The sequence below is a fragment of the Pantoea ananatis LMG 2665 genome (assembly GCF_000710035.2).
GTDB lineage: Bacteria > Pseudomonadota > Gammaproteobacteria > Enterobacterales > Enterobacteriaceae > Pantoea > Pantoea ananatis.
Genome location: NZ_JMJJ01000004.1, coordinates 957415 through 977707, shown reverse-complemented (window position 1 = coordinate 977707; position 20293 = coordinate 957415). Strand labels below are relative to the sequence as shown.

General features: G+C 54.5%; 17 protein-coding genes. 12 read left to right on the top strand and 5 right to left on the bottom strand.

Annotated elements, in window-relative coordinates:
• Nucleotides 1-68: 68 nt before the first annotated feature.
• Together EL29_RS06415 and EL29_RS06410 are read right to left on the bottom strand one after the other, a co-directional pair.
• Nucleotides 69-1331, bottom strand: a complete 1263-nt coding sequence (locus tag EL29_RS06415; protein ID WP_015700390.1) for a translesion error-prone DNA polymerase V subunit UmuC — start codon at nucleotides 1329-1331, stop codon at nucleotides 69-71.
• 2 nt (nucleotides 1332-1333) lie between these two features.
• Complete coding sequence (locus EL29_RS06410) at nucleotides 1334-1753, bottom strand: translesion error-prone DNA polymerase V autoproteolytic subunit (protein ID WP_028715087.1); 420 nt, start codon at nucleotides 1751-1753, stop codon at nucleotides 1334-1336.
• 97 nt (nucleotides 1754-1850) lie between these two features.
• Here EL29_RS06410 and EL29_RS06405 point away from each other — a divergent pair, with 97 nt between their 5' ends.
• Both EL29_RS06405 and EL29_RS06400 read left to right on the top strand, forming a co-directional pair.
• The gene (locus EL29_RS06405) at nucleotides 1851-2075 is read left to right on the top strand and encodes a hypothetical protein (protein WP_028715086.1); all 225 of its coding nucleotides are present in this window, start codon (nucleotides 1851-1853) and stop codon (nucleotides 2073-2075) included.
• A 569-nt stretch (nucleotides 2076-2644) separates the two neighbouring features.
• A complete protein-coding gene (locus EL29_RS06400; protein WP_014605934.1) occupies nucleotides 2645-2923 on the top strand; it encodes a helix-turn-helix transcriptional regulator in 279 nt (92 codons plus the stop codon).
• Nucleotides 2924-3069: 146 nt separating this feature from the next.
• On the opposite strand, the gene EL29_RS06395 is transcribed toward EL29_RS06400, so the two are convergent.
• Nucleotides 3070-3957 carry a LysR family transcriptional regulator gene (locus EL29_RS06395; RefSeq protein ID WP_196492566.1) on the bottom strand — a complete coding sequence of 296 codons (888 nt, stop codon included), beginning with the start codon at nucleotides 3955-3957 and terminating at the stop codon, nucleotides 3070-3072.
• A gap of 278 nt (nucleotides 3958-4235) precedes the next feature.
• Here EL29_RS06395 and bla point away from each other — a divergent pair, with 278 nt between their 5' ends.
• Both bla and EL29_RS06385 read left to right on the top strand, forming a co-directional pair.
• On the top strand, nucleotides 4236-5117 hold the full coding sequence (gene bla, locus EL29_RS06390) for a class A beta-lactamase (RefSeq protein WP_024471830.1): 882 nt from the start codon (nucleotides 4236-4238) through the stop codon (nucleotides 5115-5117).
• Between the two features lie 240 nt (nucleotides 5118-5357).
• Nucleotides 5358-6149, top strand: a complete 792-nt coding sequence (locus tag EL29_RS06385) for a BPL-N domain-containing protein (RefSeq protein WP_013025636.1) — start codon at nucleotides 5358-5360, stop codon at nucleotides 6147-6149.
• A gap of 106 nt (nucleotides 6150-6255) precedes the next feature.
• Here EL29_RS06385 and EL29_RS06380 read toward each other — a convergent pair whose 3' ends face one another.
• The gene (locus EL29_RS06380; RefSeq protein ID WP_014605937.1) at nucleotides 6256-6480 is read right to left on the bottom strand and encodes a hypothetical protein; all 225 of its coding nucleotides are present in this window, start codon (nucleotides 6478-6480) and stop codon (nucleotides 6256-6258) included.
• A gap of 675 nt (nucleotides 6481-7155) precedes the next feature.
• On the opposite strand from EL29_RS06380, the gene EL29_RS06375 reads away from it, so the two are divergent.
• Both EL29_RS06375 and EL29_RS06370 read left to right on the top strand, forming a co-directional pair.
• Nucleotides 7156-7413, top strand: a complete 258-nt coding sequence (locus EL29_RS06375) for a biofilm development regulator YmgB/AriR family protein (protein ID WP_014605938.1) — start codon at nucleotides 7156-7158, stop codon at nucleotides 7411-7413.
• Nucleotides 7414-7776: 363 nt separating this feature from the next.
• Nucleotides 7777-7965: a ferritin family protein gene (locus tag EL29_RS06370; protein ID WP_022622461.1), complete on the top strand. Its 189-nt coding sequence runs from the start codon at nucleotides 7777-7779 to the stop codon at nucleotides 7963-7965.
• A 47-nt stretch (nucleotides 7966-8012) separates the two neighbouring features.
• Here the strand turns inward: EL29_RS06370 and EL29_RS06365 are convergent, their stop codons facing one another.
• Nucleotides 8013-8981, bottom strand: coding sequence for a UV damage endonuclease UvsE (locus EL29_RS06365; RefSeq protein WP_028715085.1), 969 nt, complete (start codon nucleotides 8979-8981; stop codon nucleotides 8013-8015).
• A gap of 329 nt (nucleotides 8982-9310) precedes the next feature.
• Between EL29_RS06365 and EL29_RS06360 the strand changes: the two genes are divergently transcribed.
• The 6 genes from EL29_RS06360 to budC all read left to right on the top strand — a co-directional run bounded on the left by EL29_RS06360 (nucleotide 9311) and on the right by budC (nucleotide 20094).
• On the top strand, nucleotides 9311-9487 hold the full coding sequence (locus tag EL29_RS06360) for a con-10 family general stress protein (protein ID WP_014605940.1): 177 nt from the start codon (nucleotides 9311-9313) through the stop codon (nucleotides 9485-9487).
• Nucleotides 9488-10007: 520 nt separating this feature from the next.
• On the top strand, nucleotides 10008-12272 hold the full coding sequence (gene katE / locus EL29_RS06355) for a catalase HPII (protein WP_028715084.1): 2265 nt from the start codon (nucleotides 10008-10010) through the stop codon (nucleotides 12270-12272).
• Between the two features lie 473 nt (nucleotides 12273-12745).
• Nucleotides 12746-14533, top strand: coding sequence for a malto-oligosyltrehalose trehalohydrolase (gene treZ / locus EL29_RS06350; protein WP_028715083.1), 1788 nt, complete (start codon nucleotides 12746-12748; stop codon nucleotides 14531-14533).
• Nucleotides 14530-17061 carry a malto-oligosyltrehalose synthase gene (gene treY, locus EL29_RS06345; protein ID WP_028715082.1) on the top strand — a complete coding sequence of 844 codons (2532 nt, stop codon included), beginning with the start codon at nucleotides 14530-14532 and terminating at the stop codon, nucleotides 17059-17061. Before treZ ends, treY begins: the two co-directional genes overlap by 4 nt.
• Before the next feature lie 59 nt (nucleotides 17062-17120).
• On the top strand, nucleotides 17121-19193 hold the full coding sequence (gene glgX / locus EL29_RS06340) for a glycogen debranching protein GlgX (RefSeq protein ID WP_013025627.1): 2073 nt from the start codon (nucleotides 17121-17123) through the stop codon (nucleotides 19191-19193).
• Nucleotides 19194-19329: 136 nt separating this feature from the next.
• Nucleotides 19330-20094 (top strand): meso-2,3-butanediol dehydrogenase, encoded by a 765-nt coding sequence (gene budC / locus EL29_RS06335; protein ID WP_013025626.1) that lies wholly within the window; start codon nucleotides 19330-19332, stop codon nucleotides 20092-20094.
• The last annotated feature ends 199 nt before the right edge of the window (nucleotides 20095-20293 follow it).

Genomic DNA, 20293 nt, shown 5'->3' with positions numbered 1-20293 from the left:
AAACGGACCCTTTATGAGAGCATTCCGTCTTATGACCGCGCCTGAAACCGATGTCACGACGGCCGCCGTCACTTCACCACGGGCAAATCGCTGAGGCGGGTGGTGTAAGCCGGCGACAGCATCTCGCGCTTCATGGCCCAGCGTTTTTCCGTCCCCTGCCCGGCAAACCACATCTTTCCTTTGCCCTCTTTGTGAATCAAATCGATCACCTGCATCAGATCGTTACGGCCGGGGTTAACCGAGCGTTCGTCGAACAGATCCAGCTGCGTTACGCCATGGTCGAAAAAATCACTCAGGACAATGCCGGCCTTGATATAGCGATGCCCTTCTATCCAGATATAGTCGAGCATCTCGGTCGCCACCCGGATGATGTCGCGCGTATCGTGAGACGGCGTCAGGAGTTGCCCCGTGGCCTGATTACCGTAAAAATTTTCGCCGGGCGCGTGTGGACTGGTGCGCAAAAACACACCGATTTGTCTGCAGTACTGTTTTTCTTTGCGGAGTTTTTCGGCCGCACGTTCGGCGTAGGTGCAGACGGCCTGCCGCACCTGCGTATAGTCTGACAGGCGACTGCTGAAGGAGCGTGAGCACATAATCTGTTGTTTGGTGGGTTCGAGCGCCTCCAGATCCTGACAGGGTTCGCCGCGCAACTCTCTTACGGTGCGCTCCAGCACCACGCTGAAATTTTTACGAATCAGGCTGGTGCTCTGGCAGGCTAAATCATCTGCCGTTTTAATCCCCATTTCCTCAAGTCGCTGGCTGAGCCGTCTGCCAACGCCCCATATATCGGCGACCGGCACAAGTGAAAGCAACTTTTTCTGTCGATCTCTGTTGGACAAATCCAGAACACCGCCTGTCTTACTCCACTTTTTTGCGGCATGGTTAGCCAGCTTTGCCAGCGTCTTGGTGGGGGCAATGCCGACGCACACATTGAGATGAACTTCTTTTTTTATTCGGGTTTTGATCTCGCGGCCGAAGGTGTCGAGCGACATACAGTGACTGACGCCCGTCAGATCCAGAAAGGCTTCGTCAATGGAATAAATCTCTACCGAGGGCGCCATTTCCTCCAGCAGCGTCATCACTCTGGTACTCATATCCGCATAAAGGGCGTAGTTGGAACTAAAAACCTGCACGTTGTGACGGGCAATAATCTCCCGCATTTTGAAAAAGGGCACGGCCATCGTAATGCCCAGGGCTTTTGCCTCCGCATTGCGTGCAATCACACAGCCATCGTTGTTAGATAACACAATAATGGGCTTTCCTTTTAGATCGGGCCGAAACACCGTTTCACAGGAGGCATAAAAGTTGTTCACGTCTACCAGCGCAAACATGATTAATAAACCGACTTGATCACATAGGTCACCACACCAAACACTTCCAGCGCATCCTCCGTGCTAATCGCAATCGGTTTAAACTGCCGGTTCATCGGCATCAGTTGCAGACAGGGCTGAAGCTGAAGACGCTTAACGGTAAATTCCCCCTCGACAGAGGCGACCACGATATCGCCATGCGAGGCTCTTAGCGCGCTGTCCACCACCAGCATATCGCCGTCATTAATGCCTGCGCCGGTCATCGACTCTCCACTTACCCGTACAAAGTAGGTCGAACTGGGGTGCTGAACGATCAGCTTGTTCAAATCAATACGTTGCTCTACGTAGTCCTGAGCCGGCGATGGAAAACCACATGGCACCCGCTCCATAAACAGCGGCAACGCGAGTAACTCACTGACGTTTGCTGGCCTGATAAGCTCCACATTTACCTCCCCTTTCAAAATAACTGTATATAATTACAGTAATCGCGATCAACGGGTTTGATCAAGTGAAATGGCAAGGGTTTATATGAAGCGGTTGATGTGGATACAGATTTTTTTGCAGCCGCGCCGGGCAGGTTTTACGCAACTGTTCAGCAATCCTGCATTCAGGTCATTCTTTCACCTGCAGCTTTCTCTGCGCCTGAACCTGTTTCGTTCGTGGCGCGCTTTTTGTCTGACGCCGTGGCTGCGTCATGTTCACGACCCTGAAACGGTCACACGCACGGTATTTCAGTGGGCCGTTCACCTGCATGTTTCCCGTTAATTAACGCGCTTTTCTGTCTGGTCCCGATGAACGGCAGCGTCAACATCGGCAGCATTTGTATTCTGGCGCTGACTGATTTAATTTTCTGCCAATAATAAACTGCAAATAATGATTGTCGTTATGCCTTATATTAATACCGACGTATCGCTATTCAGATAGCGATTTGATGAAAGACACAACATGAAAGACACAAGGCGCCGCCTGTTGCGTTAACCTCCGGCCGTTTTTATTATTCTTCCCGGCCTGATGCCAGGACAGGGTATTTATCCCCGCACGCACAGCACACCGTTCGATAAAGCGGAATCACAGAAACCTGGCCCGTCAGTGATAAGCCGTTTCAGCTGGCCCCCGGCGGGGCGCGCCCGGTATCGCGGTGCGGTAAGAGATGCTTTTCCTGACTGCTTCTGATCATGCCTGCGTAGATCAGATCTGATGAAGACATATAAACACCTGATTTAACTGTTAATATAATTATTAAGATAAGTAAAGAATACGTGAAGTGTTCTCACCGCCGCCCAGCGCTATGATGCGCCCTGACCTGACAGCCTTATAAGGGAAAGGAGCACAGCATGGAATTAAAAAACCGTCACGGACAGAAAGTATCTTTAACAACCGATGAAATTTCATTAACGTGGTTTTTTATGACGGGAATGGAAATGAATAAAATAGCAGACTGGATGGCGCTTCCCGTGCACGCTGCATATTATATTAAGCAACGTGTCATGAAAAAACTTGGCGTGAAAAATAACAGTGAGTTTATCATCTGGTTTCTTAATTACCGGGAAACCAGCGAAAATGAAAAAGCGGCGCAGAGCATTCCTGAACGCAGAGTGGGCATAATAAAATGAATCCCTGTTTTTTTACACCTGTGACGAAGGGGGCCAGTGAAAAAACCGCTGGCGGCTCACAGGCCGCCTTGCTCTCTTAATCCGGTTAACGCGGGTTACCTCGACCCGAGTAATGTTATTCACAACAGGCTGTCGGGCTTATCCGGCTATTCGCCTTCGCCTGTTGCCCGCCGCCCTATCCATTCACGGAATATTTCCATCGATGGCGTCATCTTCTTTGAACGGAGCCAGGTTAGCCAGTAGCTGCCGACATCAATCTCTAGCGCAAAAGGACGGGCCAGCGTACCGGCATCCAGTTCACGCTGGAACATGCACGCCGGCACCAGCGCAACGCCGCCCGTATGAAACGCGGCCTCAATCATCAGACGTGACGAGTCAAATACCGGGCCGGTGATCCTGGGCGGTGTGATCCCCGCTGCCGTAAACCAGCTGTCCCACTCATCAGCCCGGTAGGAACGTAACAGATTTTCCCGTAACAGGCAGGCGGGTTGTTGCAGGCGGCGGGCAACGTCGGGGCGACAAAGCACCGTAAGCGGAGCCGTAAACAGCCGTTCATTCTGCGTGGCGGGCCAGGCGCCAGAGCCAAACCGAATCGCATAGTCCACGCCCTCGCCCGCCAGGTTGACCACGTTATTGTTGGTGCGTACGTTCAGTTCCAGCGCCGGATGCTGCTGACGGAACGCCTCAAGCCGGGGTAACAGCCAGCCCAATGCAAAAGTCCCCACGCAGGCGACAGTCACTACCTCTCGGTACTCACCCCCTTCGAAACGACGCCAGGCGTTTTCAAGCTGCGTGAAGGCTTCTGACACTTCAGCAAACAGCAGCCTGGACTCATCCGTCATCTCCAGACCGCGCGGCAACCGGCGGAATAAGACGACGCCCAGTCGTTCTTCCAGCAGTCTGACCTGCTGACTGACGGCGGCCTGAGAGACAAACAGCTCCAGGCCCGCGCGGGTAAAATTCAGGTGGCGGGCGGAGGCTTCGAAAGCCCGAAGTGCGTTAAGCGGAACATCATGTTTCACATTTACCCCCAGAAATTCTTTTGGCTCCTCTCAAATTATCTCGCTTGTCGGAATTTTGAAATCCCCTACCATCTCCTCCGCTAACGCTTTTCTTCAGAAAAAACGTGCTATAGCAGGATGCAGGCCTCAGCGGACAGCTTCCCAGGCGCGAGACATCTTTTAAATCGACATAAGTTTAACGAGGGGCTGAAGGGCAACTTTTCGTTTAATCCTGACCGCGCAACGATGCGGCTAACCGTTATGCCTTGCCTCTGTTCAGCGAGGCGGGCATTCATCAGTGGAGATTGACTATGACTCATCTGTTCAGACGACGCGCCAGCACGGCCGTTACCCTGCTGGCACTCGCGATGCCGCTTGCCGCCCAGGCCGGCTTTGACGAGGCCGCACTGCAACGCGGCATCCAACAGCTGGAAAAAAACGCGGGCGGACGACTGGGTGTGGCGGTAACCGACACCACCGATGGCACCGTTTTCACCTACCGGGGAGATGCGCGCTTTCCGCTATGCAGCACCAGTAAAGTTTTCGCCGTTGCGGCCATCCTGAAAAAAAGCGAAAGCGCGGACGGCTTGATGAGTGAAAAAATCGCCATTCATAAAGCCGACCTGGTTAACTATAACCCCATCACTGAAAAACACGTCGGCGCCACCATGACGGTAGCAGAACTCAGCGCGGCGGCGCTGCAATACAGCGATAATACCGCTATGAACGCACTGCTGACCCGCCTGGGTGGCCCGCAGCAGGTCAATGCGTTTGCACGTAGCATTGGCGACAGCACCTTTCGGCTCGATCGCAAAGAACCGGAGCTGAATACCGCTATCCCGGGTGATAAGCGTGATACGACATCGCCTGATGCCATGATGCAAAGCCTGAAAAAGCTGGTGCTGGGCAAGGCGCTGGCACCCGCGCAACGTCAGCAACTGACCGACTGGATGAAAGGCAATACAACAGGTGCTAACAGCATACGCGCAGGCCTGCCCGCCAGCTGGACGGTTGCAGATAAAACCGGAAGCGGTGATTACGGCACCACCAATGATATTGCCGTCATCTGGCCACCGCATCATGCACCGCTGGTGCTGGTAACCTATTACACCCAGCCTGATAAGCACGCCGCTGCGCGTAAAGATGTGCTGGCGGGTGCAGCGAAAATTGTCGCCTCAGGGTACAACAAATAAGGGCGTTCAGCGCGCGACTGCGCACACCGCCACCCCGCTGGCGGCGGTGTGCTCAAGAGTCTCGTCGGCCAAAAGGGTTAGTGCGGGATAATCACCGCCCTGAATTGAGCAGTTGCTCAAGAACATCAGATTGCGGTATGTTGATGTCGGCCTGGCACGCTGCCTGAGCCAACCGGCTTTCCGTTGCGGCAGCGGCCGTTACGGAAATCTTCTCTTTCTTTGTCTGACAGGAAATGCAACATGCGCCTCGCTTCTGACGCATCACAACGTGTCCGCTATCGACGCGGGATTTTCACCGCGATGCTGTTTGCATTGAGCGTCGCATCCGGCGTTAGCCTGGCGGCACAAACTCCGCTAAACGTTGCCGTTTATCGCGGTGCGGCAGGCTGTGAGGGCTGTTCTGAAATGGTGGTGAAAGCGCTTCGTGGCGTCGCGATGCCACTCAGCATTGCCTATATCGGTGAGCACGAAAAACGAAAGCTGAATGCACAGAACCTGCGCCAGTTTGATCTTTATATCCAGCCCGGCGGCGGCCAGGACATCCCCGCTGCCTATGACGCGCTCGGTGATGAAGGGGCCCGTGCCGTGCGCGATTTTGTCCGCAGTGGCAAAGGCTATCTCGGTCTGTGCATGGGAGCCTACCTGGCGGACAGTAACTGGCTGGGGCTCATCGCCTCGCCCCTTGACTCTGAAGTGGGACGTCCGGGCTCACACATCGCGGATGAGGGTGATTACACGATCGCGGTGACCTGGGATCACAGACAAGAAACCTTTTATTATCAGGATGGCCCTTATCTTGTTGGTCAGACACAGCAGGACGGTTTTACACCTGTGGCTTTTTACCGTAATGGCGATGTGGCGATGGCGCGTTACGTCTACGGCAAAGGGACAGTTGTGTTAACCGGGCCGCATCCGGAAGCGGATGAGCGCTGGATGGGCGACGTCAGCGACAGTGGCGCAACTGACACCTCACCCCAGCAAAAGATGACGCGCCTGCTGGCTTATTTCTCCACACAACGCGCGGCGAAATAATGCGGATCGCCGTCAACGCCTGACGGGCTGCGCCGCCCGGACAACCTGAGCCCCGGCGGCTAATCCAGGGGCCGGACGCTGCCCTGACGACAGCGCACTGACACCGTTATACTTCGTTATCGGACTCCAGCGCGTCCTGAATCGCATCGGCCAGATTGGCGATTTCGTTTGCCACGGCCTGCAGATCCCACGCCGCTTTCGAGCCATTCGCAGACGTTGAAGCGCTGACGGACTCTTTTGCCACCGCCAGTGCCGCCGCAACCGCCACCGTACGTTTATGCTGTTCCTGTGTCATGCCTGCCGGCGGCAGCGAAAAATAGTCGTTAACCATTATCATTTCCTTCTGATTCGAGAGGCGTAAACCTTAACGCCCTGCGGGGGCAGAAGGAAGTGAATTATTGCAACGCCGCCCACAAAGCCAGCGTCAGGCCCCTGTAACGCACAAACAGGGTTGCTACTGCCCTCTTTCTGATTTCTGACGCGCATGCAACATGGACGTCATCTCTGACGCTATCTCGCCACCCGGCAGCGCAGCGCCATCCTGTCGCTTTGACAGATTATCGCACCTGCCAGCGGACAGGGATCGGGCTCAACGCGGCTTTATCAGCGTTATGTTGTACAGATTTTTCCTGGCGGGCAGCGTTTTGATGCCGTTTTATCCCAGGTTATACAGCTTGATCTGTACAACTTTGTACAGTCTTGTACAACAGCGAGGAGGAAACCGAAACGCGGAAAAATGAAAAAAACCCTTATAAATCAGAGTAAAATACCGAGCAGAGCCATTACACAGCGTTGCTGATGGTGAAAAAACTCCTCCGACCACCGATTTTTTTTCGCAAAAAATTGTACAAAGGTAATTTTTTTGTATAACTTTACGGCGTGATGTTAAGTCACTTGTAACGAAAGGTGCCTTGCACCGCATCTGAAGGTGAGTGGATTTCCACCTTCAGATGCAAAATTTTTCTCTGCCACGGGCAGAAACGGTTTCCACGATTTTGAGGCTACTATGCAAACGACAACCAATACCGAGTCTCAGATTTCTGAATATTTCATGAATGCGGGTGAGCATTTCACCAGTGAAAAAGATGTGATTGCAGAGACCTGGTCAGAACTCGCGGCCTTTAAAGCACACGTTTCTGAAAAAGATATGGTGCTGGGCTTAATCCATAAACTGGAAAGCGAAACCGACGCGACCAAACAGGATATCTATCGTCAGGCCCTGGAGATTGTGCTTCAGCGTACGCCGGGCGAGGCTCGTTTTTAATTTTGTTGTGATGACACGCTACTTAGCAAGGACGCTTTGCCTTCCCTAAAAATTTGCCCCTGATTCAGGGGCTTTTTTATGCCTGTCTGGCAATCTTTTCACGACAATAGTTGAGCAAGAGGGCGTGATAACCCTGCTCGTCGCGCGTTATCTTTCGCCCGTTTCTGTGAATTTTCCTGCCGTTGGGTTTAATTACGGCTGGGAGAAGCATGTTTCGTCACTCATCAAGCTGTACGAGGAGGAACCTCCCCCTTCGTTAGGCTGTCAGCAGGGAAACGCCAGCGAAGGACACACTCGCTGGCGGCAGAAACCCATCCCGGATCCTCTCATCGGCCCTGCCCGTCAAGGCGAACGGCAGGCCTTTTGATATGCGCCCTTAGCCAATGGGATCTGCTGGCAGAGGTTATCGCCGAAGCAACAGGTCAGGTGCTGGCTACGCGGCGTTATCCTCAGACAAAGGATACCGGCCTGAACGATTTTCTGGCATTCCCGATCGCGCTGCGACCGTCGCGATCAAAGCGCAACAGCCACTGCGGGCTGCTGGCCGGGTAAGCCGGTGCCCGCCGCTGACGTCACTTCAGACCCGCAACGGGCACGTCTCAGGTAATCAGGCTATTACGCCTGCCCCAGTCATACAGTTGTTCACGCGCCAGGTTTTTCATTTTTACCTCACACATGATATCGAAGTCGCCGAAGGACAAGGCCCAGCCGTTGAGCGTGGCATTGAAATAGTAATCAGAATGCGCACGCAGTTTGGTTTTCGGCACACTGAGATCCTGCTGGTCCGGAAAGCCTTCGGCCGGAATAATTCCCTCCTGCGAAATCGAGTAGTGCATCACCGGGCGTACGCCGCGCCAGGAGTCGATAATCTGCGCCATCCTTGCATCACTGGCCTGAATAAACTGATTCTCTTTAACCCAGTGATGATGAATATCCAGCACCACAGGGCAAAGCGACCGGGCCTGCAGCACATCATCCAGCGAACACGATATCTCATCGTTCTCCACCGTCAGCATCAACCGGGCTTCGGGGCTGAGCCGCTGAAATGCCTGCCTGAACCCTTCAAACCCGAGTTTGCCATTCATATGAATGTTGATTTTAAAATCCTGAAAGGTTTTGCCGTAGCCCATCAGGCAGGCACAGAGAGCATGATATTCCACATCCTCTAAGGCACGTGACACGACATCAGGATTATCCGACGCCAGCACGCTGTACTGTCCCGGGTGGAATGACAGCCGGATATGATGCGTCCGCGCCAGCTCGCCGCAGCGGGCGAACAGCGGATACAGCTCGGGTAAAAACGTTGCAAATAACGGCTTTGCCTGCGGCACCGTATACAGCGGCAGTAAATCACTGCCAATGCGCATCATCCTTAACGCCTCTGGCAGTGCCGCAATAGCTTCCAGCGTCAGATACAGGTTCTGCAAATTTGTCTTTGAAATCTCGTAAATCAGCGCGGTGCGCTGGGCCTCACCCAGACCGAGAAAACGGGTACGCGTGGTCGCGCGGAAGGGAAAATATTGCTTGCCCTGTTCGTTTAAGTACTTACATGCAAAGCCTAATTTCATAAACACTCCTGAACGGTATTCAGAAAGTGTAACAGCTAATTCAAATTTCGCCATTTAGAGCATAACTTTCAATAAGTTAATGCTTTATTTTACCAATAATTTCGCACTGACGGGCAGAGTGTAACGGATGACGTATAACAGCACATTGCGGCGCCCGACCTGTTTAGTCTGCGGGCAGAATTTATTCACTGATTTTACAAGTAAATACCCTTAGATTTCGACCAGGAACAAGGGATGACAAAGTGGCATAATTTCGTATCAGAACTAAACTTACCGCTGTGACTAGCTAGTCCTTCTTATCTAAGGAACCCTGATATGAGGTCTTGTCTATGACACAACAGAAATACAGAGGTGGTGCCGGTAATTTTGCCAACGATCCTGAGCGAGCCAGTGAAGCGGGCAGTGCAGGAGGCAAAGCCAGCGGAGGTAATTTCAAAAACGATCCTGAAAGAGCCAGGGAGGCCGGTCGGAAAGGAGGCAAAAACAGCCGTCGCACCTCTAAGTAGATCTGAGTAAGGCGCCTTAAGGAGGTAATACGCCATGGACTGGCGATTTTCACCCTTTCTCACCCCTGCCTGTTATTCCCGTTAAGGATAACGATCCCCATGTTTAAATACCGATTGCTCACGGATAATATCGGCTTCGCTTGCGCGTTAATAAGCGCAACGGAAAAAATAAAACTCAGCCGACTTTAGCGAAGCGTAACCGACTTAATCCCCGCATTTTCAGAAAAGGCCTGGTTTGATAAAACAGCTTCACGCCATCAATACACAATAACCTCCCCGACCAATAAATAACAAACCGATAAATATCAATATATTAAATCACCACCGCCACGCTTAAATAACCATTTGGTTTCATCATTAAATTATTTTCTCCTTTCTTAATATCTCCCTGATTTTGCGTTACGCCATCCGATAATTATTTTACCAGCACCATTAAACGCAATATTTATAAGCTTATTAATTAAGTTGTTCTATATTTACTGGCACCTCAAGTAGTAAAAAAAAGCTGGAGCAACGTGTCATGTCGAATGAGAAAAAGAATAATCCTCTGAATCACCCAGCCCCCACAACGGGTCCGGAATCCTCACAACCCGGACTGGGCTCGCTGGCACCTAAAGAGGGTTCACATCAACCCCCAGCCGAACCGACGCCGCCGGGTAAAAAACCCACCGCGCCGGGTAGCCTTAAAGCACCCGACACGCACAGCACGAAACTCGATCAACTGGAAGCGAACCGTAAAAACGGAACGGACAGCCCGCTGACGACCAATCAGGGCACCCGTATTGCAAATGATCAGAACACATTACGCGCCGGCTCACGTGGGCCGACGCTGCTTGAAGACTTCATCATGCGGGAGAAAATCACGCATTTTGACCATGAGCGCATTCCGGAGCGCATCGTGCATGCGCGCGGTTCAGCCGCCCACGGCTACTTTCAGCCCTACTGCTCACTAAAGGATGTAACTAAGGCGCACTTCCTGAGTGAGCCAGAGCAAATCACGCCGGTATTTGTGCGCTTCTCGACGGTCCAGGGCGGCGCGGGGTCAGCGGATACGGTGCGTGATATTCGCGGTTTTGCTACCAAGTTCTACACCGATGAAGGCGTTTTTGACCTGGTCGGTAACAACACACCGGTGTTCTTTATACAGGACGCCCACAAGTTTCCCGATTTTGTACATGCGGTAAAGCCTGAGCCGCATAATGAAATCCCTCAGGGACAGAGTGCTCACGACACGTTTTGGGACTATGTGTCGCTACAGCCTGAAACTCTGCACAACGTGATCTGGGCGATGTCTGACCGGGGTATTCCGCGCAGCTACCGCACGATGGAGGGGTTTGGTATTCACACCTTCCGCCTGATTAACGATGAAGGCAAAGCGACATTTGTTCGTTTCCACTGGAAACCGCTGGCAGGCAAAGCCTCGCTGCTGTGGGATGAATCCCAGAAGCTGACCGGTCGCGACCCCGACTTCCACCGCCGCGATCTGTGGGAAGCGATTGAAGCGGGAGATTTCCCGGAATTTGAGCTTGGCCTGCAGATGATCCCGGAAGAAGATGAGTTCCGGTTCGACTTCGATATTCTGGACGCCACCAAGCTGATTCCGGAAGCGCTGGTGCCCGTCGTGCGCGTCGGCAAAATGGTGCTGAACCGCAATCCGGATAACTTCTTTGCTGAAACGGAACAGGTTGCCTTTCATCCGGGGCATCTCGTACCGGGACTCGATTTTTCTAACGATCCGCTGTTACAGGGCCGTCTGTTCTCCTACACCGATACGCAAATCAGCCGCCTCGGTGGGCCAAACTTCCACGAAATCCCGATCAACCGCCCGGTTTGCCCGTACCACAATTTCCAGCGGCAGGGCATGCACCGGATGGATATTGATACGAATCCGGCCAACTACGAACCCAACTCTATCAACGACAACTGGCCACGGGAAACACCGCCTGCTGCAAAAGGGGGCGGTTTCGAAAGCTATCAGGAGCGCGTTGAAGGCCACAAAGTTCGCGAACGTAGCCCCTCGTTTGGTGAGTATTATGCCCAGCCGCGTTTGTTCTGGAACAGCCAGACTGACATTGAACAGCAGCACATCATTGCCGCCTACTCTTTTGAGCTGAGTAAGGTGGCCCGCCCTTACATCCGTGAACGCGTGGTGGACCATCTGTTGCGCATCAATGTCAAACTGGCCCAAGGGGTGGCCGCCAACCTCGGGATTGATCTCAGCGATGAGCAGCTCAACACCGCCCCGCCAAAAGACGTCAATGGCCTGCAGCGCGATGACAGCCTGAGCCTGTATGCCATTCCCGATGCCGACATCAAAGGCCGTCAGGTCGCGCTGCTGCTGAGCGAAGGCGTAAAAGCCGACGACGTATTGGCTATTCTGCAGCATCTCACCGCTGCTGGCGTGCACACCAAACTGCTGGCGGCGCATATGGGCCAGGTCAGCGCGGACGATGGTTCTTTGTTGCCGATCGATGCCACGTTTAACGGGCTACCTTCGCTGACCTTTGATGCGGTGATCGTCCCCGACGGTAACGTTGATGCCCTGCTGAAAAGCGGAGATGCACGCTACTTCCTGCTGGAGGCTTACAAACATTTGAAAGTCATTGGCCTGAGTGGTGAAGCACGCCGTTTCAAAGCGCAGTTTGATCTGGATGAAAATCAGCAGGAGGAAGGCATCGTGGAAGCCGATAATGCTGAAATCGCGCTGATGAATGATTTTACTGCTGCGATGGCAGAACACCGCGTCTGGTCGCGTAGCCAGAAGGCCGAATCCATTCCGGCCTGATGACAGTAGCAGCCCGCCCTGCCACGGGAGGGCTGACACCTTAAACGCACGCAGAATGGGCGTCCACCTGGTCTGTTTGCGTCAAAACCGCTGTTAAAGGCGGTTTTTTTCTGCCTGATGCCCGTGCTCTTTTTCTGATTTACCCTGTGCAGAGGCAAATGGAGGCCGGGCTCATCGGACAGCCCGGCCTCGCTGGGGGGAAAAGCCACAGGGTACATTGCGCGCGGCGGCAGTAAATGTTGGAACCTGGTCTATGATTATTTGTTGAGAGTGTTGTGTGAAGCAGGCACTGCCGGGTGCCTCATGCGGTATTACACATAACAATATCTGAATAATGGCACGGGGAAAGGCTGTTAAGGCGCACCGACCTCCCGGGCTCCTGATCTCGCTAACATCATTTTGCATTCGCATCATCGGCTTACCGATAGCGTGGTGGTGCTTATTGCGTACTTTCTGGTTAAAGAGGCAACGGAATGGTATCTACATCTTTTTTTAAGAGTTGGGGAAGCGAATATCTGGCCGATGGCAACGTGCGTTTCCGCGTCTGGGCAACGGGTCAACAGCAGGTTAGTTTACGACTTTCGGATAAAGATCTTGCCATGACGCCCGCCGGAGACGGCTGGTTTGAGCTGCAGGTCAGCGATGTACAGGCGGGGGCAACCTATAACTTTGTGCTGAACGATGGCACGGTGATTCCCGATCCCGCTTCACGCGCGCAACAGAATGACGTCAATGGCCCGTCTCTGGTCGTCGATCCTGCTCACTACCGCTGGCAGAACACCACCTGGCAAGGCCGCCCGTGGCAGGAAAGCGTGGTTTATGAAATGCATATGGGCACCTTCACCGAAGAAGGCACGCTCCAGGCTGCGATAAAGAAACTGCCTTATCTGGCGGAAACCGGCATTACCATGATTGAAGTCATGCCCGTTTCTCAGTTTGGCGGGCAGCGCGGTTGGGGCTACGATGGCGTGCTCCTGTACGCGCCACATGCCGCTTACGGAACGCCCGATGACTTTAAAGCGTTTATTGACGCGGCTCATGGCTATGGCATGGCGGTTGTTCTGGACATCGTGCTTAACCACTTCGGCCCGGAAGGGAATTATCTGCCCTTGCTGTCACCAGACTTCTTCCATAAAGACCGGATGACGCCATGGGGCGCCGGCATTGCCTATGATGTGGATGCGGTGCGACGTTATATTGTTGAAGCCCCGCTCTACTGGCTGCAGGAATACCACCTGGACGGCCTGCGCTTCGATGCCATCGACCAGATTGAAGACGTTTCCGACACGCCTGTTTTGATCGAAATCGCTGAACGCATTCGCGCAGATATTCCCGAGCGCCAGATCCATCTCACCACCGAAGACTGTCGCAACGTGATTTTCCTGCATCCCAGAGCGGAAGATGGCACCGCCCCACTGTTCACCGGCGAATGGAATGATGACTTTCATAATGCCGTTCATGTGTTTGCCACAGGTGAAACGCATGCCTATTACAAAGATTTTGCCGATCGGCCGGAAAAACGTGTGGCACGCGCGCTGGCTGAAGGGTTTGTCTACCAGGGCGAGGTCTCAGTGCAGTCTGGTGAAGCGCGCGGTGTTGACAGTACCGGACAGCCGCCGGTGGCCTTCGTGGACTTTATCCAGAACCACGATCAGACTGGCAACCGTGCGCAGGGAGAAAGGCTGATTTCTCTGGCCGGTGCCGAACGTACTCAGGTGCTGCTGGCAACGTTGCTGCTGTCGCCCCATATCCCTTTGTTGTTCATGGGGGAAGAGTACGGCGAAACCCATCCTTTCCTGTTCTTTACAGATTTCCATGGCGATCTGGCGAAAGCCGTGCGGGAAGGCCGGGCGAAAGAGTTTGAAGGACATGCCGGTCATGAGGGCGAGAGCGTTCCCGATCCTAACGATGAAGCGACCTTTACCCGTTCAAAACTGGACTGGAGCAAGCTGGAGAGCGAAGAAGGAAAACGCTGGCTGAAGCTGACCCGCTCACTGCTGGCACTCCGGCAGCAGCATATTGTGCCGCTGCTGGCGACGGCGGGTGGAAACAGCGGAAAGGTACTGGACACCGCAGAGGGATTTGTTGCCGTGAGCTGGCGTTTCCCGGCGGGCACGTTATCAATGGCATTCAACATCGGCGAACAGGATCGCGCCCTGCCGGCGATGCCGGGCGAGACAATCTTCGCCTGGCCAGAATCCACCGATGCGCTCCCTCAAAACGCGATCGTTGTTCGTCTGGCTGCCGGAGAACCTAAATGAGCATTCCAACCGCCACCTACCGTATTCAGTTCCGCAATGGCATGACCTTCGATCGCGCTGCAGCGCTGGTGCCCTATCTGAAAAAAATGGGGATCAGCCATCTCTATGCCTCACCGATCTTTACCGCCACCCGTGACTCCACTCACGGTTATGACGTGACCGATGTTAATGAAATCGACCCGGCGATTGGCGGACGCGCGGGGTTTGATCGTCTGGTCAGCACGTTAAAACAGGCCGGACTGGGGCTTATCATTGATATCGTCCCCAACCACATGGCGGCATCGCTGGAGAACGGCTGGTGGCACGACGTGCTTGAACACGGTAAAGACAGTCGCTATGCCGACTACTTCGACATCGACTGGTCACGCCGTCTGACGCTGCCGTTTCTGGGTGATGATATTGATACCGTTCTGGAGAATGGCGACCTTGCCGTTAAACGCGATCCCCAGACCGGCAAGCCTGCGCTGGCCTATTTTGAAAGTTACTATCCGCTTACGCCGGAAAGCTGGCAGGGACAGGAAGAAGCCGTGCTCCAGCTGCGCAGCAAAGCCGGGCTGGATGCATTGCATCAACAGCAGCCCTGGCGGCTGATGTCGTGGCGCGATGCCGCACGGGACCTCTCCTACCGCCGCTTTTTTGAGGTGACCGGGCTGGTTGGCGTACGGGTTGAAGATCCCACCGTCTTCAGGGATGCACACCGGCTTATTCTGGAACTGGTCCACAGCGGCGCGGTTGACGGCCTGCGCGTCGATCACGTTGACGGACTGGCCGATCCTAAAGGTTATCTGACGCAGTTGCGTCGCGAGGCCGGCGAGGCATGTTATATCACCGTTGAGAAAATCCTGGGTGAAGGCGAGCAGATCCCCAGCGACTGGCCAATTTCCGGCACCACAGGCTATGAGTTTATCGCCGCGCTGTCGCATGTGCTGGTTGATAATCACTCTCTCAACGCCCTCCGCCAGGCCTGTGAAAGCGTCAGCGGCCAGGTCGTGCAGATGGACGACGAACTTCGTAAGGCAAAATGCCTGATGGCAGATCGCAATTTTGCCGGGGAATTTTCGCGCCTGATGGACCTGGCCAGCGCCATTGCCGAGGGGGAACACATCGCGATTGATCCCGAGCGGCTCCGCAGCGCACTGCGCGAACTGCTGGTGGCGTTCCCGGTCTATCGAACCTACGGCAATGCGCACGGCCTGCCTGCCAACGACCAACAACGTCTTCAGGCCGTCGCTGACGGCGTCAGGGCGTCGGAACATGCACCTGACAGCCACATGCTCGATTTCCTGCTGCAGATCATGCAGGGCGACGTCGCCAGCCAGTCCACCGCGCTGGCGAACAGCTTCCGGACCCGCTTCCAGCAACTCACCGGTCCGCTGATGGCGAAATCCATCGAAGACACGCTGTTTTACCGACAGAACAGCGCGCTGGCGTTAAATGAGGTGGGCGCGGAACCCTTACAGACGCAGTTTTCCCCGCAGCAGTTTCACCATGAGATGGCAACGCGTCTTGCGCGTCAGCCGGACGCCCTTTCCGCCAGCTCGACGCATGATACCAAGCGAGGCGAAGACGCGCGCGCGCGGCTTTACACGTTGACGGAAGCCCCCCAGCGCTGGGCCGAGAACGTGGCGCGCTGGCGCGAACTCAATCGCCAGGCCGTGGGTGCCCTTGAGGACGGCCCTGCGCCGGAACCATCCGTGGAGTGGATGCTGTATCAGGCGCTCGCCGGTGTCTGGCCGCCCACCTTAGATCCCCGGGACAGTGCGGGGCTGGATGCCCTTGCCGAACGCTTCGCAGGCTATGTCGAAAAAGCCCTGCGTGAAGCCAAACTGCGCACTGACTGGACCGAGAACAACACCGCGTACGAGCAGGCCGTGCTGGGCTACGCGCGTCACCTGCTCTCACCTGCAAATCAGCCTTTCCTGCAGGATTTCGTTGAGGCGCTGCAACCCTTTATCCGTGCTGGCCTGGTGAACAGCCTGAGCCAGAGAGTCATTAAGCTGACCGCGCCCGGGGTGCCGGATGTGTATCAGGGAAGCGAAGCACTGGACTTCAGCCTGGTCGATCCTGATAACCGACGTGAACCGGATTATGCCGCCCTGGAAGCGATGTTACGTTCTGCGACGACGGCCCTGCCCGGTAGCCATGATAGCTGGCTCAGCGGTCAGGTTAACCAGCTTGCCACCCTGGCGCTGCTCAATTTACGCCGGGACAGGCCTGAACTCTTTGCCCGGGGCAGTTATCTGCCGCTTATGGCCGAGGGCGCGCAGTCCGACAGGCTGCTGGCGTTTGCGCGAACCCAGGGCAGTGAGGCCATTATTGTGGTGACATCCCGACTTGTGTTCGACGCGCAGCTCAAGCTGGAAGCGCCCCCAGCGACGCACTGGGCCGCCACCGAGATCGTGCTGCCGGATGAACTGGCACATCGCCGTTATCGCAATGTGCTGAGCGGCGAAACGATCAACCTGACCGACCGTATTTCGTTGGAAACGTTAAATAACTACTGGGCACTGGCATTGTTAGCTTGCTGAAAGCAGGTCAGTACATGGATTGAAACACCGTAACGGGGTTCGTTAATTGAGAGGGACAGATGTCAAATCATCGTTTTGAAATTACGTCGGGATCGGGCCAGCAACTTGGGGCGAACTTTGATGGCAAAGGCGTAAACTTTGCGCTGTTTTCTGCCCATGCAGAACGCGTGGAGCTGTGTCTTTATGACCCAAGCGGAAAAAATGAAATAGCCAGACTGGATTTGCCCGAGTTCACACATGAGATTTGGCACGGTTACGTGCCCGGCTTGCAGCCCGGCGCGCTCTATGGCTATCGCGTTTACGGTCCTTACGATCCGGAAAACGGCCATCGGTTTAACCCGAATAAACTCCTTGTCGATCCCTATGCCCGCGAACTGGCCGGGGACATCGCATGGAATGAGGCGCACTTCGCTTATGACCTGTATCACGAAGACAAAGATCTGACGTTCGACGATCGCGACAGCGCCCCCTTCACGCCAAAATGTCGCGTGATCGACCCCAACGAATTTGACTGGCAGGACCAAAACCGCCCGCAGGTTCCCTGGTCTGAAACGATCGTCTATGAAACGCATGTGAAAGGCTTTACCCAGTTGAACATGGCGCTGCCGCCTGAAATGCGCGGGACTTACGACGGCATGAGTCATCAGTCCACGGTGGGCTATATCAAGAGCCTGGGTATTACCTCCGTCGAACTGTTACCGGTGCACTGGTTTCCGGACGATCAGCACCTGCTGGATAAAGGACTGAAAAATTTCTGGGGTTATAACTCGCTGAACTTTTTTTCTCCGGCGACACGCTATTTTGGTCCGCGAGGCATTCAGGGTTTCCGGGATATGGTCCGCGCCTTCCACGACGCGGGCATTGAGGTGATCCTTGACGTGGTTTATAACCATACTGCGGAAGGCAATGAACTGGGGCCAACGCTGTCCTTTAAAGGTATTGATAACTTCTCTTATTACCGCACCTTACCCGATCAGCATCGCTATTACATTAACGATACCGGCACAGGAAACACCGTAAACACCTCTCATCCGCGTGTGTTACAGATGGTGACGGATTCACTGCGCTACTGGGCGGACTCCATGCATATCGATGGTTTCCGTTTCGATCTTGGCACCATTCTGGGCCGTGAACCAGAAGGCTTCGATCCCCGCGGCGGCTTCTTTGACGCCATTACGCAGGATCCCCTGCTTTCACGCTTAAAACTGATCGGTGAGCCCTGGGACATTGGCCCTGGTGGTTATCAGGTCGGCGGCTTTCCACCGGGCTGGGCGGAGTGGAACGATCAGTATCGCGATACCGTGCGCGATTACTGGAAAGGAAACAATGTCCCGACCGATTTTGCCGCCCGTCTGCTTGGCTCTGGCGATCTGTACGATCAGCGCGGACGTCGTCCCTGGGCCAGCGTTAACTTTATCACCGCGCACGATGGCTTTACGTTGAACGACCTGGTGTCTTACAACGAGAAGCACAACGCCGACAATGGTGAAGACAACAACGACGGTCACAACGATAACCGGTCTTATAACTATGGCGTGGAAGGCCCCACTGACGACGAAGGCATTAACGCCGTTCGCGAGCGCCAGAAACGTAACTTCCTGGCCACGCTGTTTTTCTCCCACGGAACCCCGATGCTGCTGGCAGGCGATGAGTTTGGCCGCAGCCAGATGGGAAATAACAACGGGTACTGCCAGGACAGTGAAATTTCATGGGTTCACTGGGATAACCTGCCCGCTTCGGCCGAAGCCCTGCGTGAATTCACCCGTCATGTGATTTCACTGCGCAAAACCCAGCCGCTGTTACGGCGTGAAAGCTGGCGCGACGGGATGGAAATCAAGTGGTTCAATGCCGGCGGCGGCCTGCAGCAGGCTGAGCAGTGGGACGAAGGTTCAACGCTCGGTGTCTACATCGGCCGACCCGATCTGCAACATCAGGATGGCGTCTGGTATGACGTGCTGATGCTCATCAACCCGTTTGAAGGTAATGTGCCCTTCCAGATCCCTCAGTTCGGTGAGGGCGGCTGGGTGCTGGAACTGACCACCAGCGATACCAGCAAACACGGGATGGTGATCACCAAAGAGAAGGACTTTGAACTGGAAGGCCGCAGTATGGCGCTGTTCAGAAGGCCTTAAGGACGCCCGGCGCGGCGCGAACCGGATGCGTAACGGTTAAACAATACGCATCCGGTACCGTTGCGCTTGACCTGGGCCGCAGGGCTGCCAGGCTGAACAGGGTTAAAACAGTAAGCGACGCCATTAAGGAGGCAAAATGTCCAGATTTACAGGTAAAATCGTTGTAGTGACAGGAGCCGGATCAGGAATTGGTGAAGCAAGCGCCAAACGCTTCGCACAAGAAGGCGCATCTGTCGTGTTGGTTGGCCGTAATCAGGATAAGCTGCAAAAAGTCCTGGCACAGTTGCCCGGCGATGGCCATATGGCAGCGGCCTGCGACGTGGCTGAGGCCGATCAGGTAAAAGCGCTGGCCGCCCGCGTTGAAGAAAAATATGGCCGCATGGACGTGCTGGTTAACAATGCCGGGATTATCGTTCAGGGACGCATCCACGAGATCGAACCCGCTGACTGGAAGAAGCTGATGAGCGTCGATCTCGACGGCGTATTCCACTGTGTGCACTTCTTTATGCCTGCCCTGCTGAAATCGAAAGGCAACGTAGTGAATATTTCGTCGGTATCAGGATTAGGTGGCGACTGGGGCATGAGCGTCTATAACGCGGCCAAAGGCGCCGTTACCAACTTCACCCGGTCACTGGCCATGGATTATGGCGCGGACGGCGTGAGAGTGAATGCGATTTGCCCGGGCTTTACCTTCACCGAGCTGACGGAAGCGGTGAAAAACGATCAGGCCCTGCTTGAGCGTTTCTATGACCGCATTCCGCTTAAACGCGCAGGTGAGCCTGAAGATATTGCTGATGCCATTGCCTTTATCGCCAGCGATGACGCACGTTATATTACCGGCGCAAATCTGCCGGTTGATGGCGGCCTGACCGCTTCGAACGGACAGCCTAAACAGGCGTAATCATCACAGCGCTGTAGTTTTCGGCGTTAAGCTGTAGTTTTCGGCGTTAATATTAACAGGCGTGAGCGTCACGCCTGTTAACCAGGTAATAATGTGCACCCTTCTTCGCGGTTATTATTATTTCACCTTCACACATTATTTCTTTATATCGCGCTCACGCCTCAGGCGCAGTAAACCGATATCTCCGCCGCGCGTAACG

Excerpts from the sequence above, each read along its gene's own strand:
- katE (WP_028715084.1), top strand. The coding sequence starts at position 10,008 with ATGTCGAATGAGAAAAAGAATAATCCTCTGAATCACCCAGCCCCCACA.
- EL29_RS06380 (WP_014605937.1), bottom strand. The coding sequence starts at position 6,480 with ATGGTTAACGACTATTTTTCGCTGCCGCCGGCAGGCATGACACAGGAA.
- bla (WP_024471830.1), top strand. The coding sequence starts at position 4,236 with ATGACTCATCTGTTCAGACGACGCGCCAGCACGGCCGTTACCCTGCTG.
- EL29_RS06415 (WP_015700390.1), bottom strand. The coding sequence starts at position 1,331 with ATGTTTGCGCTGGTAGACGTGAACAACTTTTATGCCTCCTGTGAAACG.
- EL29_RS06375 (WP_014605938.1), top strand. The coding sequence starts at position 7,156 with ATGCAAACGACAACCAATACCGAGTCTCAGATTTCTGAATATTTCATG.
- glgX (WP_013025627.1), top strand. The coding sequence starts at position 17,121 with ATGTCAAATCATCGTTTTGAAATTACGTCGGGATCGGGCCAGCAACTT.
- EL29_RS06360 (WP_014605940.1), top strand. The coding sequence starts at position 9,311 with ATGACACAACAGAAATACAGAGGTGGTGCCGGTAATTTTGCCAACGAT.
- EL29_RS06385 (WP_013025636.1), top strand. The coding sequence starts at position 5,358 with ATGCGCCTCGCTTCTGACGCATCACAACGTGTCCGCTATCGACGCGGG.
- treZ (WP_028715083.1), top strand. The coding sequence starts at position 12,746 with ATGGTATCTACATCTTTTTTTAAGAGTTGGGGAAGCGAATATCTGGCC.
- EL29_RS06400 (WP_014605934.1), top strand. The coding sequence starts at position 2,645 with ATGGAATTAAAAAACCGTCACGGACAGAAAGTATCTTTAACAACCGAT.
- EL29_RS06405 (WP_028715086.1), top strand. The coding sequence starts at position 1,851 with ATGTGGATACAGATTTTTTTGCAGCCGCGCCGGGCAGGTTTTACGCAA.
- budC (WP_013025626.1), top strand. The coding sequence starts at position 19,330 with ATGTCCAGATTTACAGGTAAAATCGTTGTAGTGACAGGAGCCGGATCA.
- EL29_RS06365 (WP_028715085.1), bottom strand. The coding sequence starts at position 8,981 with ATGAAATTAGGCTTTGCATGTAAGTACTTAAACGAACAGGGCAAGCAA.
- treY (WP_028715082.1), top strand. The coding sequence starts at position 14,530 with ATGAGCATTCCAACCGCCACCTACCGTATTCAGTTCCGCAATGGCATG.